Genomic DNA, 24381 nt, shown 5'->3' with positions numbered 1-24381 from the left:
CTCAGGGACGGCAGCGCTCGGGGAGGGGAAGCGTCGAAGCGGCTAGGAGGCCTCGCGGTACGTGCCGGGGGTGAGGCCGAAGTAGCGGGTGAACCAGCGGGTCAGGTGGCTCTGGTCGGCGAAGCCGGTCTCGGCGGCGACCTGCCCGAGCGGGACGCCTGCCGCGATGAGGCGGCGCGCCACGCGGAGGCGGAGCTGGCGCTGGTAGTCGCTGGGCGGCATGCCGTAGCGGGCGCGAAAGGCCCGATAGACGGCGAACCGGCTGGTCCCCGCCACGGCGGCCAGCTCCTCCGGTGCCAGGTCGTCCAGGAACCGATCGTGGATGAGCTCCCGAACGCGCCCCGCGACCCCGGTCCCCCGCGCATGACGAGAAGTGAGCCCTTGGAGTGAGGTGGCGCGCGGTGGGCTGGCGGCGGCGCGCCGTACGATCGCGGCGACCGTGGCGTTGAGGAGCTCGTCGCGGCGGAGCTGCCCCGCGCCGCCCAGCAGCGCGGCGTGCAGGTCGCGCAGCGCCTCGGCCAGCAGCGGGTCGTCCACCACCGGCACGGCGAAGAGCGGCAGCCCGCTCACCCGCCCGGTGACATCGTCGAGCACGCCGGAGACCAGCTCCGGACCTATGTGGACGATCCGGTAGGTGAACCCGAGCGCGTCGGCGGCGTGGCCGTCGTGCGGGTCGTCGGGGTTGAAGGCCATGACCATGCCCGCGGCGCTGGTGTGGCGCGACCCGCGGCAGCTGAAGGACTGCGCGCCGTCCTCGGTGACGCCGAAGGAGTAGGTGTCGTGGCTGTGGCGGTGGTAGACGTGCCGCTCGAAGTGGGCGTGCATGGCCTCGAGCGGGCGCTCGCGCTCCCGCCAGTACCGAGCCCAGTCTCCGGCCTCGCTCATGCCCCCATCCTCCATCAATGTCGGCCCATCCCGCGCAAACCCCCTCTCACCCTTGGAGATCTATTGACAAGGAGGATTTTTATGTAAAGGATTGTTTTTGCGATGAGAGATGTCCTGTATCTGGAGCAGATCGAGCAGGCCGAGGCCCTGCTCAAGCCGCAGCGCGTCGAGGTGCTGCGGCAACTGGCCGAGCCGCGGACCTGCGGCGAGGTCGCCGAACGGCTCGGGCAGAGCCCGCAGCGCGTCTACTACCACGTCAAGCGCCTGGTCGAGGCGGGGCTGGTGGAGCAGGTGTCCGAGCGCAAGGTGCGCGGGATCCACGAGGGGATCTACCAGGCGGGCGCCCGTTCCTACTGGCTGTCGCCGCGCCTGGTCGGCCGCATCGGGCTGCACCGCGCCCAGGACGAGCTCAGCCTCGGCTACCTGGTGGACCTCATGGAGGAGGTCCAGCGCGACATCGCCGGGCTCGACCGCTCGGCGCCGGAGCTGCCGTCGTTCGGCCTGTCCGGGGAGATCCGCGTCCAGCCGGAGCTGCGCAAGCAGTTCCTGGAAGAGGTGCAGAGCCTGATGCAGGATCTTTTCGCCCGGTACGGCGGAGCGGAAGGGGACCCCTTCAAGCTCGCCATCGCCTGCTACCCCAAGGGAGAGGACCATGAGTGATCCGATGATTGTCCGTGCCTGCGTCGCCGCGCCGCTCAAGAAGGTGCACGAGGCGCTGACCGACCCCGCGGCGCTGCGCGTGTGGCTGGCGGAGCACGCCGAGGTCGATCCGCCCGACCGCTACGAGTTCTGGGGCCGCTACACGCCCGAGGGTTCGGCGCCGCACCAGAGGCTCCTGCACCTGGACGAGCGCACGGTGCGCTTCGCCTGGGATCTGGACGGCGAGCGGACCACGACCGAGTTCTCGCTGGAGGAGGACGGGCCCGACGCGACGATCGTGTCGGTGTCGCAGACGCACTTCTCCTTCGAGGAGGCGCTCGCGGAGTCGTCGGTCCGTGGCGTGCTGATGACGTACTGGTGCCTGGCGCTGGCCAACCTGGCCGAGTACATCGACGGGCGGCCGCTCACACCCAAGGTCGACTTCACCGCGCCGGACCTGCGTGCCTCGGTCCTGATCTCGGCCACACCGCAGGCTGTGTTCGAGTCGCTCGTCGATTCGGAGGCGGTCACCCGCTGGTTCGGATACCCGGTCGAGATCGACCCCGTCGTCGGCGGCCGCGTCGCCATGGGCGACGGCGACGGCGACGGAGCCAAGATCCTCGAGCTGGAGCCCGGGGCCAAGCTCACCATCGACTGGGGCAGCCCTGGCGTCTCGACCTGGGAACTGGCGGATTCGGACGGCAAGACCCGGCTCACGATGATCCAGAGCGGCTTCGACGGGACCCGCCCGCCCTACGCCTCCTGGGCCGGCAGCCTGTCGGGCCTCTCGGAACTCCGCCGCTACCACGAGATCCCCAACTGGGCCCCCATCTGGCGCCACTCCCCCACGGGCGCCGTCTGATCCCTCGGCCCTTCCTGGGAGCACCCAGCTCACCGCGGCGCTCCCAGGGACCGCGGTCGAGTCAGCGGCCGCCTCCGGGCCTTTCACAAGGACGGGTTGTTAGCCGCACCAGCGTTCAAGACGCTCCCTCGGTGTTCGAGGGAGGGTGGTTCGCATGCGTTTCGATACGAAGATCGGCATTGTGGTGCGGTCTGACCTTGCGGTCTGGCAGAAGCTCAACGTCACGGCGTTCCTGGCGAGCGCCGTGACCGGCTCACACCCGGAGACCATCGGCGCCCCCTATCGGGACGGATCCGGTGTCGAGTATCTGTCGATGTTCCGCCAGCCGGTCCTCGTGTACAGCGCCTCCTACGACGAGCTCGCCCAGATCCGCGACAAGGCCAAGTCCCGGGGCCTGGACGTGGCCGTCTACATCGACGAGATGTTCAAAACAGGCCACGACGAGGCCAACCGAGCCGCCGTCGAAGCCGTGGAGTCCGCGGACATGCGCCTGGCCGGCCTGGCCATCTACGGCCCCAAGAACCCCCTCGACAAAACCCTCAAAGGCCTCCCCCTCCACCCCTGAGCCCACCCACGGCACTCCCGCGGCATGACTCACGCCCGCAGACCGCACACCACCCGGGATAGAGCATGACTCACACCCGTGCAGACCGCACACCCTCCCGGGTAGAGCCCGCCGCACGCCTCACCCACGGGTCGAAGGGGCTTGGTGATGTAGTCGACGGCGCCCACGGTGTAGCCGCGTAAGGCGGCGCCCGCGCCGATGTCGGTGCCGGTCAGGAAGATCGGCACGTCGCGTGTCTGGTCAAGGGCTTGACGTGGGCTGGCGTCTCGATGCCGTCCATGCCCGGCATCAGCACGTCCATCGGAGGGTCCGCCGCACGATCCGCACCACCGGGGTGGGGGCTAGGGGCCGGATTGGGCGGCTCGGATTTCGGGGTTGTGTTCTACCAGGCGGGCCAGGACCGTTTCGGAGATCGAGGCCAAGACCTCGAGCTGGTCCGGGGTGAGCAGGTCGACGAAGTGGCGGCGCACCGACTCGACGTGGTCCGGGGCGGCAGCTTCGATGGCGCGCATGCCGGCGTCCGTGAGGACCACCACGGCTCCCCGGCCGTCGGTCTCGCACTCCTCGCGGGTGACGAGGCCGCGCTGCTCCATCCGGCTGATGTGGCGTGACAGGCGGCTCTTGGACCAGAGCATGCGCTGGGCCAGGCTGGTGAGCCGCCACCGGCGCCCCTCGGTGGACGACAGCGCCGACAGCACGTCGTAGTCAGGCGCCGACAGGCCCGAGTCACGAGCCAGGTCCCGCGTGATCTGCGCTTCCAGAAGCAGGCGCATCCGCCGGTACCCGATCCAGGCCCGCTGCTGCTCGTCGTCCAGCCATCTCGGCTCCCCGTCCATGCCCTCCACCTTAGTCGTTGACGTGTAACCAAGTTTTGGGTTACATGTAAACCACTTGAGGCGGCGCGACCCTTTGAGGACGTGTCGTAGGCCGTGGAGAAGGGTGAGTGGTCATGGGGATGGCGATGTTCGGGCTCGGGATCTCGCCTTCCGCGAAGGCGGGGGCGGATCCGGTGCGGGATGCGCGAGAGGCCGAGAATTTGGGGTTCGACTTCGTGTCGTGCTCCGACCACCCCTCCGGCGCCTCTCCGACGTACGAGGTGTGGACGATGTTGACCTGGGTGGCCGCGGCCACCTCGCGGATCCGGCTGGCGACGCGGGTGCTGGGCGTGCCGTACCGGTCGCCGGCGATGGTGGCGAAGATGGCCGAGTCGTTGCACCGGCTGTCCGGCGGACGGCTCATCCTGGGCCTCGGCGGAGGGTATTCCGACGAGGAGTTCCGCGGGTTCGGGCTCGGGGTGCCGACGGCGCGGGAGAAGGTCGACGGGATGGTCGACGCGATCCACATCATCCGCGGGCTGTGGTCCGAGACCTCCTTCACCTACCAGGGGACGCGGTACGGCACCCAGGATGCCGAGATGTCGCCCAAGCCGGACACGCCGATCCCGATCTGGCTGGGGACGTACGGCAAGCGCGCCCTCGCCGCCACCGGGCGACTCGCGGACGGGTGGATCCCGTCGCTCGGGTTCGCTCCACCCGCCGAGGCCGTGGCCATGCGGGCCCGCATCCTCGAGGCGGCCGCCGAGGCCGGGCGGTCTCCGGAGGACGTCGCCTGCGTGTACAACGTCTCCTTCCTGATCGGCGCCCAGGATGCCGACTCGGACACCGTCTCGGGATCGGCCGCCGTGGTCGCGGAGCGGTTGCTGGAACTGCAGGCGCTCGGCTTCACGTCCATGAACTTCATGCCCGCCGGTCCCGACCCTCGAGCGCAGGCGGCCGCCTTGGCCCAGGAGGTCCTCCCGGCCCTTCGCGCCAACGCCGCCTAGCCCTGCTGCCACGATCCAGTACGGCGAGCCCTCAACCCCTGCCCACGGCAGCGCGAGGCGGATTCCGCGACACCGGCCAAGCAGCACCGCCAGGCACATGATTGCCACGCGCGCCCGACGCGGGGTCGGGGATGGGTGATGGTGGGGTGGGTTAGGGGGAGGGGCGGCGGCGGGTGGTGCGGATTTGGCGGAGGATGCGGAGGGTTTCTTGCGGGGTGGGTTGCCAGCCGCATTCGATGAGGGCGTTGGCGACCGTTTCCAGTAGGTGGGACGTGTGGGCGGGGATGACGTCGCGGCCGACGGCGATGACGCGCCAGCCGTGGCAGCACAGTTCCTGGCGGCGGAACTCGTCGCGGCCACGGTCCGTGGGTGAGGTGTGGTGGGCGCGGCCGTCGTACTCGACTGCGAGTCTGTACTGCTCCCAGCCGAGGTCCAGGTAGGCGACCCGGCCGCCGGTGAGGGGGACGCGGATCTGGGTCGCGGGCCGTGGCAGGCCGCCGTCGACGAGGATGACGCGCAGCCAGCTCTCCCTGGGCGAGGCGGCACCCGGGTCGGCCAGGCAGAGGGTGTCGCGCAGCCGCCAGAAACCGGTGGCTTGGCGCAGGAGCACGTCGAGGTCGACGCCTCGGCGCAGGAACTGGTCCAGTGCGGCGACCGCGTCCAGCTTCGGCAGCCAGCGGGCGCAGTCGAGAGCGGTGCGGTCGGGCGTGGTGACGCGGACGCCTCTGTGGTGGGTGACGTCGCGCTCGGGAAGGTGGCCGAGGTGGGTCACGCAGTCGGGCCTGGCCAGGTGGGCGGGCGCCACGATCTGCACCGGCCAGTCGTCTTCACGGGTGTTGCACGGGAGGGCGCGCAGGCCCCAGACGTGGGCGGCGGTCTGCCGGCACGCCACGGCCAGAGGCACGGCCCGGGTGAGGCGCCGGGCACGTTCCAGAAGGGTGGGGTCACGCGCCCGAGGATCTCTCGTGCGCGCGTACGGCAGGCGGCCCGAACCGAATTCTGTGGACACCCAACCGTCATCCACAGGCACCGCCCACGCTCACGCATGCACCAGGGGCCCAGCGTCAAGAGCTGCCCTGGGGTAGCGGCGTTGGTTAGGGCCAGGAGCTGTCCTGGTCGGGGTCGCCGCCGTTGGTCAGGAGGCGGAGGTCTGATTCGACCATCATGGCGATCAGGTCGTCGAACGACACCGTCGGCTCCCAGCCGAGCTGCACCCTGGCCTTCTTCGGATCCGCGCAGAGCAGGTCGACCTCCGCCGGCCGGTGGAGTGCCTGGTCGACGAGGACGTACTGCTCCCAGTCCAGCCCGGCCGCCGTGAAGGCCGCCTCGACGAGCTCGCGGACCGACTTCATGTGGCCCGTCCCGATCACGAAGTCCTCGGGCGTCGAGGCCTGCAGCATGAGGTGCATGGCACGGACGTAGTCACCGGCGAACCCCCAGTCGCGGCGCGCCTCCAGGTTGCCCAGGCGCAGCTCCGTGGCCAGGCCGAGCTTGATGCGGGCCACCCCGAGCGTGACCTTGCGCGTGACGAACTCCGCGCCACGCCGCGGCGACTCGTGGTTGAACAGGATCCCCGAGACCGCGAACATCCCGTACGACTCGCGGTAGTTCTGCGTGAGGAAGTGCCCGTAAGCCTTGGCCACGCCGTACGGCGAGCGAGGGTGGAACCCGGTGGACTCGTTCTGCGGCGTCTCCGTGACCTGGCCGAACATTTCGGATGACGAAGCCTGATAAAAGCGGATATTGCCGACACCGGCGCCGACCCCCCGCGAGACCCCCGAGCACACCCGGATCGCCTCGAGCATCCGGAGCACGCCCATCCCGGTCACCTCGGCCGTCAGCTCGGCCTGCTCCCACGACATGGGCACGAACGAGATGGCGCCCAGGTTGTACACCTCGTCGGGCTGGACCCGCTCCACCGCCGAGATCAGCGACCCCTGGTCGAGCAGATCCCCGCGCACCACCTGGACGTCGGACAGCAGCTTCCGCATGCGCGAAACCCGCGGGTTGGCCTGGCCACGGGCCAGGCCCCACACCTCGTACCCCTCCGAGAGCAGGTGCTCCGCCAGGTAGGAACCGTCCTGGCCAGTGATACCGGTGATCAGAGCGCGCCGGGGCAACGGGTCCTCCAACTATCGCAACCGCGTCCGTTGGGACGGGAATGTACATCCATGTCCCCTGGTAAGCACCAGGATAGGTAGAACGTGTTCTACCGAATCCCGCTCGGTCAAGCCAACGTCGCAGTTCGCATGGCCTGTAGCGGAAGGTAGTAACAATTCCAGATGACCTACCGGATGGTAGCCTTTTCCGACTAAGGTCATCTTTCACGGTACACGCCCGTCTCAGGGTGCCTACCGGCGGAGAAAGGGGTGTCCGTGAGCGACTCGCTGCGGATCGCGCTGCTGTCCTACCGCAGCAAGCCGACCTGTGGAGGGCAGGGCGTCTACCTCCGGCACCTGAGCAGGGAACTGGTCGCACTCGGACACCACGTCGAGGTGTTCTCCGGCCAGCCCTACCCCGAACTCGACGAGGGCGTCATCCTCAACAAGGTGCCGAGTCTGGACCTCTACCGCGACGAGGACCCGTTCAGGACCCCCAAGCTGCACGAGTACCGCGACTGGATCGACTGGCTCGAGGTCGGCACGATGTGGAGCGCCGGGTTCCCCGAGCCGCTGACGTTCACGCTCCGCGCATACCGTGAGCTCAAGAAACGCCAAAAAGACTTCGACGTCGTCCAGGACAACCAGACCCTCGGCTACGGCCTGCTCGGTATCAAGAAGCTCTTCCCCGTGGTCGGCACCATCCACCACCCGATCAGCGTCGACCGCCGCATCGAACTGGAGGCCGCCGAGGGCGCCAAGCGGCTGAGCCTGCGCCGCTGGTACGGCTTCGTGAAGATGCAGGCCAAGGTCGCCCCGCGGCTGAGCCCGATCCTGACGGTCAGCGAGTCGTCACTGGCCGACATCCACCGCGACTTCAACGTCCCGCAGGCCAACATGCGCCTGATCCCGCTGGGCGTAGACACCCGATATTTCCACCCACGCCCCGAAAAAGCGCGGAAAAAGGGCTCCATCGTGGCGGTCGCCAGTGCCGACTCCCCCATGAAGGGCGTCGCCACACTCCTCAGGGCGGTCGCCAAGCTGGCCACCGAGCGAGACGTCAACCTCACCGTGGTCAGCAAGCCCACCCCGGGCGGCCCGACGGAGCAGCTCGTCCAGGAGCTCAGCCTCCAGGACAAGGTGCGGTTCGTGCACGGGATCTCCGACGACGAACTCGGCGAGCTCATCGCCACCTCCGAGATCTCCGTGGTTCCGAGCCTCTACGAAGGCTTCTCGCTGCCCGCCGTCGAGCATATGGCCTGCGCCACGCCGCTGGTGGCCAGCCGTACGGGAGCGCTGCCCGAGGTCGTCGGGGATGCCGCCATCCAGGTCGCGCCCGGCGACCCGGAGGAGCTGGCAGCTGTGCTGCGCAGGCTGCACGACTCGCCCGAGGAGCGGGAGCGGGTCGGCAAGGCGGGATACGACCGGGTCATGGAGCGCTTCACCTGGCACGTCGTTGCAAAGCGGACCGTCGAGGCCTACGAAGAGGCCATTGAGGAGTACGGCAAGTGCTGACCGTGGACTTCGCCCGGCTACCCGTCGGGCCCGGAGTACGGGTGCTCGACCTGGGGTGCGGAGGCGGAAGGCACGCCTTCGAGGTGCTGCGCAGGGGTTCGGACGTGGTCGCGTTCGACATGGACCAGGCGGAGCTGGACAACGTGGCCGCCATGTTCGTGGCCATGGACAAGGCGGGCGAGGTGCCGCTCGGCGCCACCGGCCAGACGATCCAGGGCACGGCGCTCGACATGCCCTTCGAGGACGGCAGCTTCGACCGGGTCATCGCGGCCGAGGTGCTCGAGCACATCCCGGACGACATGGCGGCGATGCGGGAGATCTTCCGGGTGCTCAAGCCCGGCGGCACCGCCGCGATCACCGTGCCGAGCTTCCTGCCGGAGCGGATCTGCTGGGCGCTGGACGAGGCCTACCACACGGCCCCCGGCGGGCATGTCCGGATCTACACCCTGGCGGAGCTGAGCGCGAAGCTGAAGTCGATCGGGTTCGAGATCGGTCCCCACCACCACGCGCACGGGCTGCACGCGCCGTACTGGTGGATCAAGTGCGCGGTCGGCGTCAACAACGACGACCACCCGCTCGCCAAGGCGTACCACGAGCTGCTGGTCTGGGACATCATGAAGCGTCCCGCGGCCACCAGGATCGCGGAGGCGCTGCTGAACCCGCTGATCGGCAAGAGCGTCGTCCTGTACGTCAAGAAGTCATGAGGTCGCGCGAGGACGTCGTCCAGACGGCCATGAGCATCGCGGCCATCCAGCGGGACGACGGGGGTATCCCCTGGCCTGAGGGCCATGTCGACGCGTGGAACCACATCGAGTGCCTGATGGCGATGACGGTCGCGGGCCTGCCCGTGGACAAGGGCTACGCCTGGCTGGCCAGGCACCAGCGCGAGGACGGCTCGTGGCCCATGAAGATCGTCGACGGCACGCCCGTCGAACGGGGCGGCGAGTCCAACCACGCCGCCTACATCGCGGTCGGGGTCTGGCACCGCTACCTGGTCACCGGGGTCATCGAAGACTGGGCGATGGTCAAGCGCGCGCTCGACTACGTGGTCGGCCTGCAGACCGAGCGCGGCGAGATCGTCTGGGAGCGCGACGCCCAGGGCCGTGCCGCCTCCTACGCCCTGCTCACCGGCTGCTCGTCCATCCACCAGGGCCTGCGCTGCGGCGTCCTGCTGGCCGACCACCTCGGCGACCCGCAGCCGCACTGGGAGCTGGCGGCCGACCGCCTGGCCCACGCGCTGGCCGCCCATCCGGAGGCCTTCGCCGACAAGAGCCGCTACTCGATGGACTGGTACTACCCGGTGCTCGGCGGCGCCGTGCGCGGCGCGGCCGCCTTCGAGCTGCTGCACCGCGACTGGGCCACGTTCGTCGTGCCGGGCCTGGGCATCCGCTGCGTCTCCGACGAGCCCTGGGTCACGGGCGCGGAGACCTGCGAGCTGGCCCTCGCGCTGGACGCGCTGGGCGACCGCGCCCGCGGGCTGACGCTCTTCACCGACGTGCAGCACCTGCGCCACGAGGACGGCTCCTACTGGACGGGCTGGCAGTTCGCCAACCGCAGGCACTTCCCCCACGAACGCTCCGGCTACACGGCCGCCGCCGCCATCCTCGCCGCCGACGCGTTCTTCGGACTCTCCCCCGGTAGTGGGATATTTCGGGACATAGCTGCGCCGTCCGTTACCTCCTCCGACCCCGACCAGTGCGGCTGCGCCCCGGCGCCCAATCCTCGCTGAGAGGTTCATCCCGTACGGCAAGCCGCCGCCACCGCCACCCGCCGCACTCCGGCTCAGGACCTCCAGGGAGACGCCACTCCTGAAGAGGCGGTGGCTGATCGCCGTGACGACGCACGGAATCCACGCGCGCGGGATCTTCAAACCCGCAAGGGGTTTTCCCACTTCTTTGCCGATCAAGGCCGGAGCGGCTCCCTGAGGGCGGGCATTGGGGTTACTACCGTCGGGAGCGGCCGGTACGAGGCGTCTTCGGGGGAAGCGTGGGCGACACGGGCACAACAGCGTTCCTTGAACAGGTCGGGATTGAGCCGACAGTGGCCCCATCCCGCGGTCTGCGGGGGTTCCTGCGGAAGGATCCGCGCGAAGCGGACCTCAGCAGGCGCAGATTCCGGCTCCGGGAGGGGCACTCCCGGAGAGTCCTCGAGAACGCCGAGGAATCGTACGTGTTCGGCTTCAACGCCACGCTGGCGCGCGAAGCCGACAAGATCGAGCTGATCGAGCAGGCGCGGCGCGGCTTCGCCTACGAGGGCGCGGGAGCCGCGTGCACCGTCCTCGATCTGCTCACACTGACCAGGGGCCGGCGCCTTCACGAGCTACTAGCCGGCCCCGCCAAGCATTACCGCCACTCGGTCTACCTGGGCGCGGGCCGGGGTTACGCGCTGCTGCGGATGCGCCCGATGCGCGGCCTGCGGCGCGCGCATCCGCTGCTGCGGTGGCTGGTCGTGGACGGGTTCGGCTTCCAGCAGGGGCTGGCGCGGGCCGACAGGATGGTGGGCGAGCGGAGCATGCCCGACCTGCTCACGCGCAGCCACTGCGCCATCTTCGACCAGGGCCTGGGGCGCCTGCTGTGGTATCACGACTGCGCCCAGCCCGACGAGGTGGCGGCCAGGATCGCCGGCTATCCGGTGGGCCGCAGGGGCGATCTGTGGAGCGGGGTCGGGTTCGCCGCCGCCTACACGGGCGGCGCCGAGCTCGAGGAGCTCCAGCGACTGGCCGCGCACGCCGGCGCCGACGGTTTCCGCGGCCACCTGGCCCAGGGGTGCGCGTTCGCGGTCACGGCCAGGACGCAGGCGGGCCCGGTGCCCGAGCACACCGCCGAGGCGGCCGCCGTGCTGGCGGGAGCCGTACCGGAGGAGGCGGCGTCGTGGGCGGACGCGGCGCTCATCGCGCTCGGCCACGACCCGCACACGCACGAGGACTACCAGAGCTGGCACACCGGCGTCAGGCGGACCTGGGCCAGGCGCAACCGCTAGATCCGCTCCAGCACCCGCAGCGAGCCCTCCACGAGCACCTCCTTGAACGCGCCCGTCTCCAGGGCGTGCTGGTAGACGCGGTAGGGGGCCTGGCCGCCGTCGGCGGGGTCGGGGTAGATGTCGTGGAAGGCCAGCGCGCCGCCGGGCATGAGATGCGGGGACCAGCCCTCGTAGTCGCGGGTCACGGGGTCCTCGGAGTGGCCGCCGTCGATGAACAGCATCGACAGCGGCGTGTTCCACAGCGCGGCGACCCGCTCGGAACGGCCGATGATCGCGATGACCTCGTCCTCCAGCCCGGCGGCGGCGATCGTGGCGCGGAAGGTGGGCAGCGAGTCCATCATGCCGAAGCGCGGGTCGACCAGCGTCGGGTCGTGGTAGGCCCAGCCGGGCTGGATCTCCTCCGAGCCGCGGTGGTGGTCGACGGTGACCACCACCGTGCCCGCCTGCCGGGCGGCCGCGCCCAGGTAGATCGCGGATTTGCCGCAGTAGGTGCCGATTTCGCAGATCGGACCCCGCTCGCCGTACCGCAGCGCGGTCTCGAAGAGCGCCAACCCCTCCTCCGGCGGCATGAAGCCCTTGGCGTGCTCGGCTGCGTAACGCAGGTCAGGCGGCATCGTCATAGCGCAGCACCCTAGTAGAACCGAACAACATTCCGTCCACCTCTTGAAACCGGAATCTGGAACCTGTTCTACTGGCAGCGTGAATCAGCGCGCTCGCATCGCGATGTCCGACGACGAGGTCACCGCCTTCCTCGAGGGGGCGAAGAAGCTGCAGCTGGCCACGATCAACCCCGACGGGACGCCGCACCTGGTGACCATGTTCTACGGCCTGGACGAGGGGCGGATCGCCTTCTGGACCTACGCCAAGGCGCAGAAGACACGCAACCTGGAGCGCGATCCGCGGGTGAGCTGCCTCGTCGAGGCGGGCGACGACTACGCTGAGCTGCGCGGAGTCCTGGTGTACGGCAAGGCGGAGCGGATCGAGGACCGTGACCACGTGCTGGCCGTCGGAATGGAGATCGCGCGCAGGATGACGCCGGGGGTGGACGACGAGCTCCTGCGGACCTACGTGGAGCACACCGGAAGGAAACGGGTCGCCTACGTCGTCGAGCCCACCAAGGTGGTCTCATGGGACCACAGGAGGCTCACATGAAGATCAAAGTTGACTATCTCGTCTGCGAGGCCAATGCGGTGTGCATGGGACTCGTACCCGAGGTTTTCGAAGTGGACGACGACGACAACCTGCACGTCCTGCAGCCCGACGTACCCCCGGAGCTGCTGGACAAGGTACGGCACGCCGTCCGCTCCTGCCCGAAAGCCGCCCTCTCGCTCGTAGAGGAATAGCCGAGGAGGAACCCCCCATGCGCGCCGCGCTTCTGCACGCCGTAGGCGATGACAAGCTCGATATCCGCGACGACGTCACCCTGGCCCCGGTGGGGCCCGCCGAGGTCCGGGTCAGGATCAGGGCGACGGGCGTCTGCCATTCGGACCTGTCGGCCATGAACGGCGTGCTGCCGCAACCCGTGCCGCTGATCCCCGGCCACGAGGGCGCGGGAGAGGTGGTCGAGGTGGGCGACCACGTCACGTCGGTCTCGCCGGGCGACCACGTGGTGATCAGCTGGCGCCCGTCCTGCCAGGAGTGCAACCTGTGCCTGGGCGGCCAGCCGTACCTGTGCATGAAGTACGTGATCGAGTCCTTCACCAAGGGCAACTTCCGCTTCGGCGGCGACACCACCGCCTTCGGCATGGCCGGCTGCGGCACCTGGGCCGAGGAGATCGTCGTCCCGTGGCAGGGCGCGATCAAGATCGACCCTGAGGTGCCGTGGGAGGTGGGGGCGCTCATCGGCTGCGGCATCACGACCGGCGTGGGCGCGGCGATCAACACCGCGCGCGTCCGTCCCGGCTCGACGGTCGCGGTGATCGGCTGCGGCGGCGTCGGCCTGTCGGTCATCCAGGGCGCTCGCGTGTCGGGGGCCAGGACGATCCTGGCGATCGACCCGCTGACGTCCAAGCACGAGCTGGCCAAGAAGGTCGGTGCCACGCACGCCGTCACCCCCGACGACGTGCCCGGCGCGCTGAACGAGCTGACCGGCGGCGGCGGCTTCGACTACGGCTTCGAGGTGGTTGGCAAGTCGGCGACGATCCAGAGCGCCTGGCAGGTCACCAGGCCCGGCGGCGACGTCATCGTGGTGGGCGCGGGCGCGATGGACGACATGGTGTCGATCTCCGCCTTCAGCCTGCTCTTCGAGGGCAAGAACCTGCTGTCCAGCCTGTACGGCGAGGCCGACGTACGGCACGACTTCCCGTACTTCGCCGACCTCTACAAGGCGGGCAAGCTGGACCTGGAGTCCATGATCAGCGCCAGGATCAAGCTGGCCGACCTGAACGACGCGGTGTCGGCGCTCAAGAGCGGCGAGGTGCTGCGTCAGATCGTGCTGATGGACTGACGCCGATGGGCATGGCCTCCACCCGGATGCATCAAACTTGATGCATGGATGGGATCGAGTTGTTCCTGCTCGGCCGGACGCTGATGAAGATCGGCGAGGAGGCCATGCCCACCGACACGGGCGGCGTCAGGACCGTGCTGATCGTGGTGGCCGACCTGCGCGAGCACGAGGTGACCTCGGTCGGCGAGATCGCGACCCGCACCGGGCTGCCGCAGAGCGCGGTCTCGGCCGCCGTGGCGCGGCTGCGCCAGGTGGGCTCCATCGTGACCGAGCCCGATCCGCGCGACCGCCGGCGGCAGCTCATCCGGCACGCCCCGGCGCTTTCCGAGCGGGTGTCCGAGGTGCGCGCCACGCCGATCGACTCCGCGCTGGCCGCCGCGCTCGGCACCGACGACGAGGCCGAGGTGGCCGCCCTGGTGGCCGAGCTGGAGCGGCTGGCCCGCCGCCTCACCCCGAAGTCCCTGACCCGGCTGCGAGCAGCGGACGGCTGACCAGCGGCGTCACCGCGCCCGCCACCGCGAACAGCGCCGCGAGCACACCCCAGGTGACCCCGCCCGCGCTCTGCAGCAACCCGGTGACCAGCACCGGCCCGAGTACGTAGCGCCCGAACGAGCGCCCCATCCCGAAGGCGGCCAGGTACTCGGCCCGCCGCTCGCCCGGCGCGATCGCGTACGACAGGGTCCACGCGGCGGACACGGTCACCAGCTCGCCCAGCGTCAGCAGCACGATCCCCGCCACGAACAGCGGGGCCCACCCCGGCGCGAACCAGAACAGCAGGCACGCCGCCGCCAGCAGCCCCGCCGCCGCCACCTGGCAGAGCCGGGCCGCGGCCACGGTCCTGGCCAGGCGCGTCACCGGGACCTGGAGGATCACTCCGAGAACGGTGTTGATCGCGTACAGCGGCCCGATCCACGCCTTGGGCAGCTGGCCCGAGGCGGCCAGCCAGAGCGGGAAACCCAGGTTCAGCACCGGCAGCCACAGCTGCAGCACGGTGTCGACGGCCGCCAGCCGCAACAGCCGCCCGTCGCGCAACGCGGCCAGCCCCGGAGCGGGCGGGGTGGCGCGCCGCCGCTCGGGGATGGTGGCCAGGACGAGCGCGACCAGCACGTAGGCGCCCGCGTTGACCAGCAGCGGCACCCTGACCGCGCCCACGCCCATGAGCAGCCCGCCCAGCGGCCCGCCCACAGTGATGCCCAGGTTGGCGATCGTGCGGTAGGCGGCCAGCACCTTGCCGCGCCGCTCCCCGGTGGCCAGCTCCGCCACGAAGGCCTGGGTGAGGGCGGCGATGGCCTGGTCGGTCACGGTGACCACGGTGACCGCGGCCAGGAATCCCCACCACTCCCCGATCACCGCGTAGCTCGCCGTACCCGCCGCCCTGGCCAGGTGCAGCACCACCAGTGTGCGCCGCACGCCCACGCGGTCGGCCAGCTTGCCCAGCGGCGCGGCCGTCACCAGCGCCAGGCATCCGGCCAGGCCGAGGCCCAGGCCGACCGAGCTGATGGACAGGCCGACGACCTCGGTGAAGTACACGGCGGAGAAGGCCAGGAAGAACCCCGCCCCGAGGTAGTCGACGAACCCGGCACCCATTAAGCGACGCACACTATGTTGTGTCATAGACACAGTATTCTGCACTCATGACGGATCCCGCAGAAGCGATCGGCCACGCTCTGGCCACGAACCTGCGCGCGGCCAGGCAGGCGCGCGGATGGCGGCTGGAGGACCTGGCCACCAGGTCGGGCGTCAGCCGCGGCATGCTGCAGCAGATCGAGACGGGCAGGACGAACCCGAGCATCGCCACGCTCGCCCGCGTCTGCGCCACGCTCGGCATCTCGGTCGGGCAACTGGTCGAGCCGCCCGAGGAGCTGGGGTTCGTCGCCCGCGCCCACGCGATCCAGGTACGGCGGGCGGGCGCGGCCAGCTCGGCACGGCTGCTGGTCAACGACGGGCAGGCCCCGTTCGTCGAGCTGTGGGACTTCCTGATCGCACCGGGCGACGAGATCGTCTCGGACGGGCACCCGCCGGGCACCAGGGAGCTGCTCCACGTCCACGCGGGCGTGCTGGCGGTCACCGTGGGCGGGGCGGCGTTCGAGCTGGAGGCGGGCGACGCGCTCAGGATGCGCGGCGACCGCCCCCACGCCTACCGGAACCCGGGCACGGAGCCCACCAGGCTCACGATGACCGTCGTCTACTCAGGCGAGCAGGATCCCCGCTTCAGTTCACGGGGGTGAGCGGCGCGGCGCCGGACAGCACGGCGGCCGCGTTGGCCACGGCCAGGCCGCACATGCGCTCCCTGGTCGCGGCGCCGGCGCTGCCGATGTGCGGGGTCAGCACCACGTTGTCCAGCTCCAGCAGCTCGGGGTCGACCCTCGGCTCGCCCTCGAAGACGTCCAGGCCGGCGGCGGCGATCTCGCCGCCGCGCAGCGCCTCGATGAGCGCGCCCTCGTCGACGATGCCGCCACGGGCGGTGTTGACCAGGACCGCGGTGGGCTTCATGCGGCGCAGCGCTCCGGCGTCGATGAGGTGGCGGGTCCGCGGCGTCAGCGGGACGTGCAGGGTGACCACGTCGCTGCGCTCCAGCAGCTCGGGCAACTCGGCGAACTCCACCTCGTCCCCGTCGTCCGGCCTGGAGCTGGGCGTGGCGAGGATCTTCATGTCGAAGGCCCGGGCCCGCCTGGCCACCGCCCGCCCGATCCGGCCGTAGCCGACGACGCCCAGCGTGGCGCCCGCGCTCAGGTCGAGGCCCACCAGCATGCGCGGCCCCCACACCCACGGCGTGCGCTCGCGCAGCAACCTGTCGCCCTCCAGCACACGCCTCGAGGCCGCCAGGATCAACGCCATCGTCAGGTCGGCGGTCGCGCCGTCGAGCACGCCCGGTGTGTTCGTCACCTTCACCCCGCGCCTGGTGGCGGCCTCGACGTCGATGTTGTCGTAGCCGACCGCCACATTGGCCACCACCTTCAGCCCCGGACCCGCCGCGTCGAGGAACTCCTCGTCGATGCGCTCGGTCAGCGTGCACACCACGGCCTCGGCCCCCGCCGCCAGCCGCAGCAGCGTCTCCCGGTCCGGCGGGTCCTCGCCGCCGGTCACCACCGGGCGTCCCAGCGCCTTCACCTCGGCCATCGCCGCGTCGGTCAACAGCCGCGTCACACAGATCATGGCTCCCTTTGTACGGCATGCCGTACCCCGTTGACATTCTCTGCATTGATGCAGATACTTATCTCACACAGAAATTGTTCCAAGTGAGAGGCATTGACATGAGCGCGAACGAGATCCGCGACCTGCTCCACCGGACCGTCGAGGCGTGGAACAGTGCCGACGGCACCGCCTACGGCGAGTTCTTCACCGAGGACGCCACGGACGTGACCTTCGTCGGCACGATCTACCGCGGCGGCAAGGAGATCGGCTCGGCCCACCAGGTGATGTTCGACAGCTTCCTGAAGGGCACGCGACTGGCGATGGAGATCGTGGACATCCGCTTCTACGGCCCGGACACGGCGGTGGCGGTGACGCGCGGCGAGACCTACAAGGGCAAGCCCAAGAAGCCCGGCAAGGTCGCGACGTACCTGATCGTCCGCGGCGCCGACGGCGAGTGGCGGATCGCCGCGGTCCAGAAGACCAAGCGCAACGCGCTGCTCGAGGGCATCTCCTTCCGCTTCCAGCCGAAGAGCAGGCCTCGGGCATGAGCCACATCGCCGTCGTCGGCGCGACCGGCCGCACCGGCCGCCTCCTCGTCGACCTCGCCCGTACGGCGGGCCACACGGTCACCGCCATCGCACGCGACCCATCGGCCCTGCCCCCTGGCCTCGACAGGGCACCCATGGACGCGCTCGGCCAGGTCCTTCCCGGGCACGACGCGGTCATCTCGGCCGTCGGGGCCGCGGGCCGCGGCCCCACCACGGTCTACTCGGCGGTCACCGCGACCCTCATCGAGGCCATGCCCACCGGCGGCCGCCTGGTCGTCATCTCCTCGGCCGGCCTGTCCACCCCGGACGGTGCCGGCCCCCTCACCCGCCTCGGCGGCCGGCTCCTCCACCAGGTGATGCGCCACGTCTACACCGACATGGAACGCATGGAGTCACTCCTGACCGCCTCGCCCCTGACGTGGACGGCGATCCGCCCCACCGGCCTCACCGACGCCGCCGCCGCGGGCCATCCCCGGGCCTCCGTCGGCGCCACCACCCCGGTGGGCCCCCGCACCTCCCGCACGGACCTGGCCGCCTACATCCTCACGCACCTGACCGACCCCGCCACCTACCGCCGGCCCGTGGCCGTCTCCTCCTGACCTGACCATCATTGCGTAACTAACCGGCTATTTCCATTTTGGGGGTTGACCTTTGTGGAAATTAACCAATAACGTGGATTTTGCCGGTTAAGGAGGTAGCTCATGCGAGCAGGGCATGTGGGATTGAACGTGACGGATCTGGATCGGTCGGTGGGCTTCTACACGAAGGTCTTCGGGTTCCAGGTGACGGGCAGCGGCGACGGGTTCACCTTCCTGGGGTTCGACGGGGTGCCGCACGTGACGCTGTGGCGGCAGAGCGCCGAGGGCTTCGCCACCGATCGCTCGGGGCTGCACCACCTGGCCTTCCAGGTGGACTCGATCGAGGAGGTCCGGCAGGCCGAGGGGGTGCTCAAGGCACTGGGCGCCGAGTTCGCCTACGACGGCGTGGTGCCGCACGGCGAGGGCAGGGCCTCGGGCGGGATCTTCTTCACCGATCCCGACGGCATCCGCCTGGAGATCTACGCGCCGTCCGGGGCCGAGGAGGCCACGGCTCCCAACCCGGGCGCGCCGACCTGCGGTTTCTTCTAGCCATGGGATACCACCGGGGCGAGCTGGACGTGCAGGAGCAGGCCGGGCTGCGGCAGCAGGCCGGCAACGCGCTGCGCGGGATCCGGGAGGCCGTGCCCGAGGTCGCCGCGGCCTTCCTGGCCGCCCAGCCGATGATCGTGATCGGTGCCGCCGACCGCGCCGGACGGATGTGGGCCTCGCTGGTGACCGGCACGCCCGGCTTCCTGCGCACACCCGACCCGCGGACCCTGGTCGTGGACGCGCTGCCCCTGCCGGACGACCCGCTGGCCGACGCGCTGGCGGGTCCCGCCAAGGTGGGGATGATCGCCATCGAGCCCGCCACGCGGCGCAGGATGCGCGTCAACGGGCGCTCGGCGCCCACGGGTGGCGGGCTCCGCGTCGACGTCGACCAGGTGATCTCCAACTGCCCGAAGTACCTGCAGGTGCGGATGCCCGCCGTACCCGCGGCGGACGAGCGGCCCGTGACGACCACGGGACGGTCGCTGAGCGGGGGCCAGCAGGAGCAGATCCGCCGGGCGGACACGTTCTTCGTGGCCACGGCCACGGCCGACGGCGACGCCGACGCCTCGCACCGCGGTGGGAACCCGGGCTTCGTGGAGGTGGTCTCCCCCACCCGGCTGCGCTGGCCGGACTACCTCGGCAACTCGATGTTCCTGACTTTGGGCAACCTGGCGGTCCACCCGGCGGCGGGCCTGCTCGTGCCCGGCTGGGACACCGGCTCGACGCTCCAGCTCACCGGCAGCGCCCGCACCGTGTGGGGCCCGGCGCGGCGGTTCGTCGAGTTCGAGGTCGAGGCCGTCCACGAGACCCGGCACGCCACCCGCCTGCGCTGGGGCGCGCCGGAGTACTCGCGGTTCAATCCTTAGCCGACAACGCCGCGTCGAAGGCCGTCGTGGGCGGCGTCGGCGAAGTCCAGGATGAACGCCACCGGGTCCAGGTCCTGCCAGACCATGTGGCTGGGGTCCCAGTTCAGGCCGAAGGCGGGGCGGTGCCCGATGGCCTCCAGAGTCCTTGAGCCCGTACTTGTCCAGCTGGGCCAGCTTCCGCGGGACGTAGCCGGAGTCGTCCAGGGCGGCGGCCACGTCGAAGTGGTCGCCCGAGCAGGCGATCTCCAGGCCGTCGTAGCCCTACTCGGCCGCCAGGCGGCACACCTCTTCGAAGGGCAGGTCGGCCCACTGCCCGGTGAACAGCGTCACAGGCCTCTTGCGATCTCCTTGAAACAGCCCCCGGCGGCGCTCTGCTCGACGGCCTCCAGTACCTGCTGCACGCGCAGCCCGTCGGCGAACGACGGCGACGGATCGGTGCCCTGCGCGATCGCCTCGAGGAAGTCCTTGATCTCGTGGGTGAAGGTGTGCTCGTAGCCGAGTCCGTGCCCCGGCGGCCACCACGCCCCCGCGTAGGGGTGGTCGGGTTCGGTGACGAGGATCCTGGTGAACCCCTCGTCGCCGGAGGAGACCCAGAGCTCGTTCATGGCCTCGAAGTCGAAGTACAGGCTGCCCAGCGAGCCGTTGAGCTCGATGCGCAGCGCGTTCTTGCGCCCCGTGGCGAACCGGGTGGCCTCGAAGGACCCGACCGCCCCGCCCGACAGGCGGGCGACGAAGAGCGCGGCGTCGTCCACGGTGACCCGGCCGCCGGGACGATCCCGGATGAACGTCTCGGTGAGTCCGGAAACCCCGACGATCTGCTGGCCGCTGACGAACTGGGCGGCGTCGATGATGTGCGCACCGATGTCGCCGAGCGCCCCAGACCCGGCCTTGTCCTTCTGCAGCCGCCACACCAGCGGGAAGTCCGGGTCCACGATCCAGTCCTGCAGGTACTGGGCCCGCACATGCCGGATGCTTCCGAGCTTGCCCTCCGCGACCATCCGCTGCGCGAGGGCCACCGCGGGCACCCGCCGGTAGTTGAAGGCCACCATGCTCTTCCCCGCCGCGGACTCGGCCGCGGAGACCATCGCCTGAGCCTCCGCGACCGTGTTGGCCAGCGGCTTCTCGCACAGCACGTGCTTTCCCGCCGCCAGGGCCGCGATCGCGATCTCGGCGTGCGAGTCACCGGGGGTGCAGATGTCGACGATGTCGACGTCCGGATCGTCGATCACCGCACGCCAGTCGGTCACCGCCGCCGACCAGCCCATCTTGACGGCCGCCTCCTCGGCCGCCTCCTTCGACCGGCCGCACAGCACCCGCATCGAGGCGGATACCGGCAGGTCGAAGAAGGCGCCCACGGTGCGCCAGGCCTGGGAGTGCACGCGTCCCATGAACGCGTACCCGATCATGCCAACGCCCAAAGTCCTCAAGATTCGAACCCCAGCGGTAGGTACTTCTCGACGTTCTCCTTGGTGATGGTCTCCGACGCGAGCGTGATCGACTGCGGGACCTGGTTCTCCACCAGGTCGCTCATGCCCTTTCCCTGGGCGATCAGTCGCGCCAGCTTGACCGCCGAGGAGGCCATCGTGGGGCTGTAGGTCACCGTGGCCTCCAGCACCGAGCCGCCCGACTGGATCTCCTTCATCGCGTTCAGCGAGCCGGCGCCGCCGACCATGAAGAACTCGTTACGGCCGGCCTCCTTGATCGCGGCCAGCACGCCCACGCCCTGGTCGTCGTCGTGGTTCCAGAGCGCGTCGATCTTCTTGTGCGCCTGCAGGAGGCCGGTCGCCACCTGGTTGCCCGTCTCGACGGTGAACTTGGCGTCCTGCTTGGCCGTCACCGTGAAGCCGTAGGTCTTGAGCGCGTCGGCGAAGCCCTTGCTGCGGTCCTGCGTGAGCGGCAGCGTCGCGATGCCCTGGATCTCCACGATGACCGGGTTGGACACGCCCTTGTCCTTGAGCTTCTTGCCGACGTAGTGGCCGGCTGCCACGCCCATGCCGTAGTTGTCGCCGCCGATCCAGGTCCGGTAGGCCAGCTTGTCGGGGAAGATGCGGTCGAGGTTGACCACCGGGATCCCGGCCTGGGTGGCCTGCATGGCGACCTGGTTGAGCTGTTGACCGTCGTTGGGCAGGATCACCAGCGCGCTCACCTTGGCCGCGATCAGCGATTCGACGGCCGAGATCTGCTGGTTGATGTCGTTGGTCGGCTCGACGGGCTTGAAGTCCACGTCGCCGTACTGCTTGGCCGTCGCCTGCGCGTTCTTGGCGATGGCCGCGATCCAGCCATGGTCGGCCGCGGGCGCCGAGAACCCGATCGTCACCTTGGTACCCGGCTGGTCGTTCCCCGAGGCCGCCGGAGCGGGGGCGGGAGCGGCGCTCGACGGCGCAGCCGCGGGCTGGTTGCTGGTGCAGCCTGTCACTAAGAGGGCAGCCCCGCCGACGAGGAGGCCTCTGCGTGCCACGGTCATGGTGCTCTCTCCTTCAGATTCCGCCGCTGGAGAAGGACGGCGACGACGATGATCAGGCCCTTGGCGATCAGCTGGTCGCTGGTGTTGAGCCCGTTGAGGATGAACAGGTTGGTGATGACCGTGAAGATCAGCAGGCCCAGGATCGAGCCCACGATCGTCCCCCGACCGCCGGTCAGCAGCGTGCCGCCGATGATCACGGCGGCGATGGCGTCGAGCTCGTACAGGTCGCCGTGAGTGGACGACCCCGTCGTGGTGCGCGCCATGATCAGGATGGCCGCGATGCCGCAGCACAGCCCCGACAGCGCGTACAGCAGCATCGTGTGCCTGCGCACGTCGATTCCCGCGAGCCTGGCCGCCTCGGGGTTGCCGCCGACCGCGTAGGTGCGACGGCCGAACGTGGTGCGGTTCAGCAGGATCCAGCCGAGCACCACGACCAGCGCGAAGATGTAGACCAGCAGCGGGATGCCGAGCAGCCGCGTGGTCGCCAGGTCCACCACAGCCGAGTCGGCGTCCTGGATGAGCTGGGTCTTCCTGTCGGACATGCGCTGCGCCAGTCCGCGCGCGGCCACGAGCATGGCCAGCGTGGCGATGAACGGCACCAGCCGCCCGTACGCGATCAGCAGCCCGTTCACCAGCCCCGCCCCGGTCCCGACCAGGATCGCGCACAACGCCATGACGGCCGGGCCGTACGACTGCGTGGCGAGCGTGGTGGCCCAGACCGAGGCCAGCGCCATGACCGCGCCCACGGACAGGTCGATGCCGCCGCCGATGATGACGAACGTGGCGCCGACCGTGATCACGCCGATCGTGGCGGCCAGCGACAGGATGCTGACCACGTTCGAGGCGGTGGCGAAGTTGTCCGGCTTGGTGACCAGCCCGACGATCGCGAGCAGCACGAGCGCGCCCACCAGTCCCAGGTGCCGGCGAAGTGCGGTCATCGGGCCGCGCTCCCTTCCATGATCATGTCGAGCACCCGGTGCTCGTCCAGCTCGTCCGCGTCCCCCTGGTGGATGACGGTCCCCTCGCGCAGCACCAGCACCCGGTCGGCCAGCCCGAGCACCTCCGGCACCTCGCTGGAGACCAGCAGCACGCCGATCCCCTCGTCGGCCAGCCGCCTGATCACCGCGTACAGCTCGGCCCGCGCGCCCACGTCCACTCCCCGGGTGGGCTCGTCGAGCAGGAGCAGCTTGCGCCCGCCGACCAGCCATCTGGCCAGTACGGCCTTCTGCTGGTTGCCGCCCGACAGTGTCTTGATCGCCCGCTCGGGATCGGGCGGCCGGATGCCGAGCAGGTCGACCAGCCGCCGCGCCTCCGTCCGCTCCCGCGCCCGGTCCAGCCACCCGAACCTGGCGAATCCCGGCAGGCTGCCCAGCGTGATGTTGGCGGTCACGCTCTGGTCCAGCAGCAGCGCCTGCGCCTTGCGCTCCTCGGGCGCGAGCCCCATCCCGCGCTTGACCGCTGTCGTGGTACGGCGGGGCAGCACGGATCCCATCAGCGTCACCCGCCCGGAGGCGGCCCGCGCACCGTACACGGCCTCGAGGACCTCGGAGCGGCCCGAGCCGACGAGCCCGGCCAGGCCCACGATCTCGCCCGCGCGTACCTCGAACGAGACGCCGGTGAAGGCGCCCGGCGAGGTGAGGTGCTCGACCCGGAGCACCACCTCCCCTGGAGGCGATTTAGTGGATTTATCGGGAAATATGTATTCGACGTTCCGGCCGGTCATCAGCGAGACGATCTCGGAGGTGGGGGTGTTCTTGGCGGGCAGGCCGACGGCCACGGTCCTGCCGTCCTTCAGGACGGTCACGCGATCGCCGATCTCGCGGATCTCCTCCAGCCGGTGGGAGATGTAGACCACGGCCACGCCCTGGGCGGTGAGCTCGCGGATGATGCGGAAGAGGTTGCCGACCTCGTCGTGGGCCAGCGCGGCCGACGGCTCGTCCATCACGATCAGGCGGGCGTCGTGCGACAGGGCCCTGGCCATGGAGACGATCTGCTTGGCCGCCGGGGAGAGCCCGCCGACCTCGGTGGCGGGCCTGATCTCCGGGTGGCCTAATCGCTTGAGCACGTCGGCCGCATAACCATTTGTCACCCTTTTGCGGATAAATCCGGTATTTGAGTGTTCGTGGCCGAGGTAGATGTTCTCGGCCACGCTGAGCCCGTCGACCAGGTCGAGCTCCTGGTAGATGGTGGCGAAGCCGAGCCGTAGCGCGTCCACCGGGCTGCCGGGCCGCACCTCCCGCCCGTTAAAGGTGATCGTGCCCTCGTCCGGCCGGTGCGCGCCGGCCAGCACCTTGATCAGCGTGGACTTGCCGGCGCCGTTCTGACCCAGCAGGCAGTGCACCTCGCCCGCCTCGACCTCCAGGTCGACGCCGTCCAGCGCGCGCACGCCAGGGAACTGCTTGACGATGCCCCTCATGACGAGCATGGGA

The 24381-nt window shown here is 70.0% G+C and carries 29 protein-coding genes and 1 pseudogene; 17 read left to right on the top strand and 13 right to left on the bottom strand.

The features are described from left to right. Window positions 1-42: 42 nt before the first annotated feature. Window positions 43-885 carry an AraC family transcriptional regulator gene (locus ACIBHX_RS16525; protein ID WP_397067937.1) on the bottom strand — a complete coding sequence of 281 codons (843 nt, stop codon included), beginning with the start codon at window positions 883-885 and terminating at the stop codon, window positions 43-45. A 102-nt stretch (window positions 886-987) separates the two neighbouring features. On the opposite strand from ACIBHX_RS16525, the gene ACIBHX_RS16520 reads away from it, so the two are divergent. The 3 genes from ACIBHX_RS16520 (at window position 988) to ACIBHX_RS16510 (ending at window position 2951) form a co-directional block, all read left to right on the top strand. After that, window positions 988-1545, top strand: a complete 558-nt coding sequence (locus ACIBHX_RS16520; protein ID WP_397067936.1) for an ArsR/SmtB family transcription factor — start codon at window positions 988-990, stop codon at window positions 1543-1545. Beyond that, a complete protein-coding gene (locus ACIBHX_RS16515) occupies window positions 1538-2386 on the top strand; it encodes an SRPBCC domain-containing protein (RefSeq protein ID WP_397067935.1) in 849 nt (282 codons plus the stop codon). The genes ACIBHX_RS16520 and ACIBHX_RS16515 overlap by 8 nt, the downstream gene beginning before the upstream one ends. Window positions 2387-2540: 154 nt before the next feature. Continuing rightward, the gene (locus tag ACIBHX_RS16510) at window positions 2541-2951 is read left to right on the top strand and encodes a DUF2000 family protein (protein ID WP_397067934.1); all 411 of its coding nucleotides are present in this window, start codon (window positions 2541-2543) and stop codon (window positions 2949-2951) included. Between the two features lie 29 nt (window positions 2952-2980). Here the strand turns inward: ACIBHX_RS16510 and ACIBHX_RS16505 are convergent, their stop codons facing one another. Together ACIBHX_RS16505 and ACIBHX_RS16500 are read right to left on the bottom strand one after the other, a co-directional pair. Next, window positions 2981-3178, bottom strand: coding sequence for a hypothetical protein (locus ACIBHX_RS16505; RefSeq protein ID WP_397067933.1), 198 nt, complete (start codon window positions 3176-3178; stop codon window positions 2981-2983). A gap of 114 nt (window positions 3179-3292) precedes the next feature. After that, window positions 3293-3787 (bottom strand): MarR family winged helix-turn-helix transcriptional regulator, encoded by a 495-nt coding sequence (locus ACIBHX_RS16500; protein WP_397067932.1) that lies wholly within the window; start codon window positions 3785-3787, stop codon window positions 3293-3295. A gap of 113 nt (window positions 3788-3900) precedes the next feature. Here ACIBHX_RS16500 and ACIBHX_RS16495 point away from each other — a divergent pair, with 113 nt between their 5' ends. Next, window positions 3901-4773 (top strand): LLM class flavin-dependent oxidoreductase, encoded by an 873-nt coding sequence (locus ACIBHX_RS16495; RefSeq protein ID WP_397067931.1) that lies wholly within the window; start codon window positions 3901-3903, stop codon window positions 4771-4773. Between the two features lie 151 nt (window positions 4774-4924). On the opposite strand, the gene ACIBHX_RS16490 is transcribed toward ACIBHX_RS16495, so the two are convergent. After that, window positions 4925-5782, bottom strand: a complete 858-nt coding sequence (locus tag ACIBHX_RS16490) for a hypothetical protein (protein ID WP_397067930.1) — start codon at window positions 5780-5782, stop codon at window positions 4925-4927. A gap of 85 nt (window positions 5783-5867) precedes the next feature. Continuing rightward, window positions 5868-6893 (bottom strand): GDP-mannose 4,6-dehydratase, encoded by a 1026-nt coding sequence (locus tag ACIBHX_RS16485; protein WP_397067929.1) that lies wholly within the window; start codon window positions 6891-6893, stop codon window positions 5868-5870. Window positions 6894-7142: 249 nt separating this feature from the next. On the opposite strand from ACIBHX_RS16485, the gene ACIBHX_RS16480 reads away from it, so the two are divergent. From ACIBHX_RS16480 to ACIBHX_RS16465, 4 genes are all read left to right on the top strand, one after another. Then, window positions 7143-8387, top strand: coding sequence for a glycosyltransferase family 4 protein (locus ACIBHX_RS16480; RefSeq protein WP_397067928.1), 1245 nt, complete (start codon window positions 7143-7145; stop codon window positions 8385-8387). Next, window positions 8381-9091, top strand: a complete 711-nt coding sequence (locus tag ACIBHX_RS16475; protein WP_397067927.1) for a class I SAM-dependent methyltransferase — start codon at window positions 8381-8383, stop codon at window positions 9089-9091. Before ACIBHX_RS16480 ends, ACIBHX_RS16475 begins: the two co-directional genes overlap by 7 nt. After that, window positions 9088-10116, top strand: a complete 1029-nt coding sequence (locus tag ACIBHX_RS16470; protein WP_397067926.1) for a prenyltransferase — start codon at window positions 9088-9090, stop codon at window positions 10114-10116. Before ACIBHX_RS16475 ends, ACIBHX_RS16470 begins: the two co-directional genes overlap by 4 nt. A gap of 257 nt (window positions 10117-10373) precedes the next feature. Then, window positions 10374-11366, top strand: a complete 993-nt coding sequence (locus ACIBHX_RS16465; protein WP_397067925.1) for a DUF1702 family protein — start codon at window positions 10374-10376, stop codon at window positions 11364-11366. On the opposite strand, the gene ACIBHX_RS16460 is transcribed toward ACIBHX_RS16465, so the two are convergent. After that, complete coding sequence (locus tag ACIBHX_RS16460; RefSeq protein WP_397068327.1) at window positions 11363-11980, bottom strand: class I SAM-dependent methyltransferase; 618 nt, start codon at window positions 11978-11980, stop codon at window positions 11363-11365. The genes ACIBHX_RS16465 and ACIBHX_RS16460 overlap by 4 nt on opposite strands. A gap of 85 nt (window positions 11981-12065) precedes the next feature. Between ACIBHX_RS16460 and ACIBHX_RS16455 the strand changes: the two genes are divergently transcribed. From ACIBHX_RS16455 to ACIBHX_RS16440, 4 genes are read left to right on the top strand one after another with little or no spacing between them, the layout of a single operon-like run. Next, window positions 12066-12518 (top strand): pyridoxamine 5'-phosphate oxidase family protein, encoded by a 453-nt coding sequence (locus ACIBHX_RS16455; protein ID WP_397067924.1) that lies wholly within the window; start codon window positions 12066-12068, stop codon window positions 12516-12518. Further along, window positions 12515-12709, top strand: coding sequence for a ferredoxin (locus ACIBHX_RS16450; RefSeq protein WP_397067923.1), 195 nt, complete (start codon window positions 12515-12517; stop codon window positions 12707-12709). The genes ACIBHX_RS16455 and ACIBHX_RS16450 overlap by 4 nt, the downstream gene beginning before the upstream one ends. 17 nt (window positions 12710-12726) lie before the next feature. After that, on the top strand, window positions 12727-13812 hold the full coding sequence (locus ACIBHX_RS16445; protein WP_397067922.1) for a Zn-dependent alcohol dehydrogenase: 1086 nt from the start codon (window positions 12727-12729) through the stop codon (window positions 13810-13812). A gap of 44 nt (window positions 13813-13856) precedes the next feature. After that, window positions 13857-14303, top strand: coding sequence for a MarR family winged helix-turn-helix transcriptional regulator (locus tag ACIBHX_RS16440; RefSeq protein WP_397067921.1), 447 nt, complete (start codon window positions 13857-13859; stop codon window positions 14301-14303). Here the strand turns inward: ACIBHX_RS16440 and ACIBHX_RS16435 are convergent. Further along, complete coding sequence (locus ACIBHX_RS16435; protein WP_397067920.1) at window positions 14260-15411, bottom strand: MFS transporter; 1152 nt, start codon at window positions 15409-15411, stop codon at window positions 14260-14262. The two genes, ACIBHX_RS16440 and ACIBHX_RS16435, sit on opposite strands and share 44 nt — an antisense overlap. Before the next feature lie 35 nt (window positions 15412-15446). On the opposite strand from ACIBHX_RS16435, the gene ACIBHX_RS16430 reads away from it, so the two are divergent. Continuing rightward, window positions 15447-16040 carry a helix-turn-helix domain-containing protein gene (locus tag ACIBHX_RS16430; RefSeq protein ID WP_397067919.1) on the top strand — a complete coding sequence of 198 codons (594 nt, stop codon included), beginning with the start codon at window positions 15447-15449 and terminating at the stop codon, window positions 16038-16040. Here the strand turns inward: ACIBHX_RS16430 and ACIBHX_RS16425 are convergent. Next, the gene (locus ACIBHX_RS16425; RefSeq protein ID WP_397067918.1) at window positions 16024-16959 is read right to left on the bottom strand and encodes a 2-hydroxyacid dehydrogenase; all 936 of its coding nucleotides are present in this window, start codon (window positions 16957-16959) and stop codon (window positions 16024-16026) included. The two genes, ACIBHX_RS16430 and ACIBHX_RS16425, sit on opposite strands and share 17 nt — an antisense overlap. 107 nt (window positions 16960-17066) lie before the next feature. Between ACIBHX_RS16425 and ACIBHX_RS16420 the strand changes: the two genes are divergently transcribed. From ACIBHX_RS16420 to ACIBHX_RS16405, 4 genes are all read left to right on the top strand, one after another. After that, a complete protein-coding gene (locus ACIBHX_RS16420; RefSeq protein WP_397067917.1) occupies window positions 17067-17495 on the top strand; it encodes an SgcJ/EcaC family oxidoreductase in 429 nt (142 codons plus the stop codon). Next, complete coding sequence (locus ACIBHX_RS16415; protein WP_397067916.1) at window positions 17492-18094, top strand: NAD(P)-dependent oxidoreductase; 603 nt, start codon at window positions 17492-17494, stop codon at window positions 18092-18094. Before ACIBHX_RS16420 ends, ACIBHX_RS16415 begins: the two co-directional genes overlap by 4 nt. 102 nt (window positions 18095-18196) lie before the next feature. Beyond that, window positions 18197-18622 (top strand): VOC family protein, encoded by a 426-nt coding sequence (locus ACIBHX_RS16410; RefSeq protein ID WP_397067915.1) that lies wholly within the window; start codon window positions 18197-18199, stop codon window positions 18620-18622. 2 nt (window positions 18623-18624) lie between these two features. Beyond that, a complete protein-coding gene (locus tag ACIBHX_RS16405) occupies window positions 18625-19488 on the top strand; it encodes a pyridoxamine 5'-phosphate oxidase family protein (RefSeq protein WP_397067914.1) in 864 nt (287 codons plus the stop codon). A 35-nt stretch (window positions 19489-19523) separates the two neighbouring features. Here ACIBHX_RS16405 and ACIBHX_RS16400 read toward each other — a convergent pair. From ACIBHX_RS16400 to ACIBHX_RS16380, 5 genes and pseudogenes are all read right to left on the bottom strand, one after another. Next, window positions 19524-19845, bottom strand: a pseudogene (locus ACIBHX_RS16400) (hypothetical protein); the annotation flags it as partial. Continuing rightward, the gene (locus tag ACIBHX_RS16395) at window positions 19815-20894 is read right to left on the bottom strand and encodes a Gfo/Idh/MocA family protein (RefSeq protein WP_397067913.1); all 1080 of its coding nucleotides are present in this window, start codon (window positions 20892-20894) and stop codon (window positions 19815-19817) included. The pseudogene ACIBHX_RS16400 and the gene ACIBHX_RS16395, both read right to left, overlap by 31 nt. A gap of 17 nt (window positions 20895-20911) precedes the next feature. Then, the gene (locus ACIBHX_RS16390; protein ID WP_397067912.1) at window positions 20912-21952 is read right to left on the bottom strand and encodes an ABC transporter substrate-binding protein; all 1041 of its coding nucleotides are present in this window, start codon (window positions 21950-21952) and stop codon (window positions 20912-20914) included. After that, a complete protein-coding gene (locus ACIBHX_RS16385) occupies window positions 21949-22890 on the bottom strand; it encodes an ABC transporter permease (protein ID WP_397067911.1) in 942 nt (313 codons plus the stop codon). The genes ACIBHX_RS16390 and ACIBHX_RS16385 overlap by 4 nt, the downstream gene beginning before the upstream one ends. Next, a complete protein-coding gene (locus ACIBHX_RS16380) occupies window positions 22887-24377 on the bottom strand; it encodes a sugar ABC transporter ATP-binding protein (RefSeq protein WP_397067910.1) in 1491 nt (496 codons plus the stop codon). The genes ACIBHX_RS16385 and ACIBHX_RS16380 overlap by 4 nt, the downstream gene beginning before the upstream one ends. Window positions 24378-24381: the final 4 nt, after the last annotated feature.

The organism is Nonomuraea sp. NPDC050536 (genome assembly GCF_044457685.1).
GTDB lineage: Bacteria > Actinomycetota > Actinomycetes > Streptosporangiales > Streptosporangiaceae > Nonomuraea.
The sequence above is the reverse complement of the archived record's forward strand: the minus strand, read 5'-3'. Positions and strand labels throughout refer to the sequence as shown.

What these genes read in the sequence shown, in the direction of transcription:
- ACIBHX_RS16525 (WP_397067937.1), bottom strand. Translation starts at nt 885, where the DNA reads ATGAGCGAGGCCGGAGACTGGGCTCGGTACTGGCGGGAGCGCGAGCGC.
- ACIBHX_RS16520 (WP_397067936.1), top strand. Translation starts at nt 988, where the DNA reads ATGAGAGATGTCCTGTATCTGGAGCAGATCGAGCAGGCCGAGGCCCTG.
- ACIBHX_RS16515 (WP_397067935.1), top strand. Translation starts at nt 1,538, where the DNA reads ATGAGTGATCCGATGATTGTCCGTGCCTGCGTCGCCGCGCCGCTCAAG.
- ACIBHX_RS16510 (WP_397067934.1), top strand. Translation starts at nt 2,541, where the DNA reads ATGCGTTTCGATACGAAGATCGGCATTGTGGTGCGGTCTGACCTTGCG.
- ACIBHX_RS16500 (WP_397067932.1), bottom strand. Translation starts at nt 3,787, where the DNA reads ATGGACGGGGAGCCGAGATGGCTGGACGACGAGCAGCAGCGGGCCTGG.
- ACIBHX_RS16495 (WP_397067931.1), top strand. Translation starts at nt 3,901, where the DNA reads ATGGGGATGGCGATGTTCGGGCTCGGGATCTCGCCTTCCGCGAAGGCG.
- ACIBHX_RS16470 (WP_397067926.1), top strand. Translation starts at nt 9,088, where the DNA reads ATGAGGTCGCGCGAGGACGTCGTCCAGACGGCCATGAGCATCGCGGCC.
- ACIBHX_RS16460 (WP_397068327.1), bottom strand. Translation starts at nt 11,980, where the DNA reads ATGCCGCCTGACCTGCGTTACGCAGCCGAGCACGCCAAGGGCTTCATG.
- ACIBHX_RS16450 (WP_397067923.1), top strand. Translation starts at nt 12,515, where the DNA reads ATGAAGATCAAAGTTGACTATCTCGTCTGCGAGGCCAATGCGGTGTGC.
- ACIBHX_RS16445 (WP_397067922.1), top strand. Translation starts at nt 12,727, where the DNA reads ATGCGCGCCGCGCTTCTGCACGCCGTAGGCGATGACAAGCTCGATATC.
- ACIBHX_RS16440 (WP_397067921.1), top strand. Translation starts at nt 13,857, where the DNA reads ATGGATGGGATCGAGTTGTTCCTGCTCGGCCGGACGCTGATGAAGATC.
- ACIBHX_RS16430 (WP_397067919.1), top strand. Translation starts at nt 15,447, where the DNA reads ATGACGGATCCCGCAGAAGCGATCGGCCACGCTCTGGCCACGAACCTG.
- ACIBHX_RS16420 (WP_397067917.1), top strand. Translation starts at nt 17,067, where the DNA reads ATGAGCGCGAACGAGATCCGCGACCTGCTCCACCGGACCGTCGAGGCG.
- ACIBHX_RS16415 (WP_397067916.1), top strand. Translation starts at nt 17,492, where the DNA reads ATGAGCCACATCGCCGTCGTCGGCGCGACCGGCCGCACCGGCCGCCTC.
- ACIBHX_RS16410 (WP_397067915.1), top strand. Translation starts at nt 18,197, where the DNA reads ATGCGAGCAGGGCATGTGGGATTGAACGTGACGGATCTGGATCGGTCG.
- ACIBHX_RS16405 (WP_397067914.1), top strand. Translation starts at nt 18,625, where the DNA reads ATGGGATACCACCGGGGCGAGCTGGACGTGCAGGAGCAGGCCGGGCTG.
- ACIBHX_RS16395 (WP_397067913.1), bottom strand. Translation starts at nt 20,894, where the DNA reads ATGATCGGGTACGCGTTCATGGGACGCGTGCACTCCCAGGCCTGGCGC.
- ACIBHX_RS16390 (WP_397067912.1), bottom strand. Translation starts at nt 21,952, where the DNA reads ATGACCGTGGCACGCAGAGGCCTCCTCGTCGGCGGGGCTGCCCTCTTA.
- ACIBHX_RS16385 (WP_397067911.1), bottom strand. Translation starts at nt 22,890, where the DNA reads ATGACCGCACTTCGCCGGCACCTGGGACTGGTGGGCGCGCTCGTGCTG.
- ACIBHX_RS16380 (WP_397067910.1), bottom strand. Translation starts at nt 24,377, where the DNA reads ATGCTCGTCATGAGGGGCATCGTCAAGCAGTTCCCTGGCGTGCGCGCG.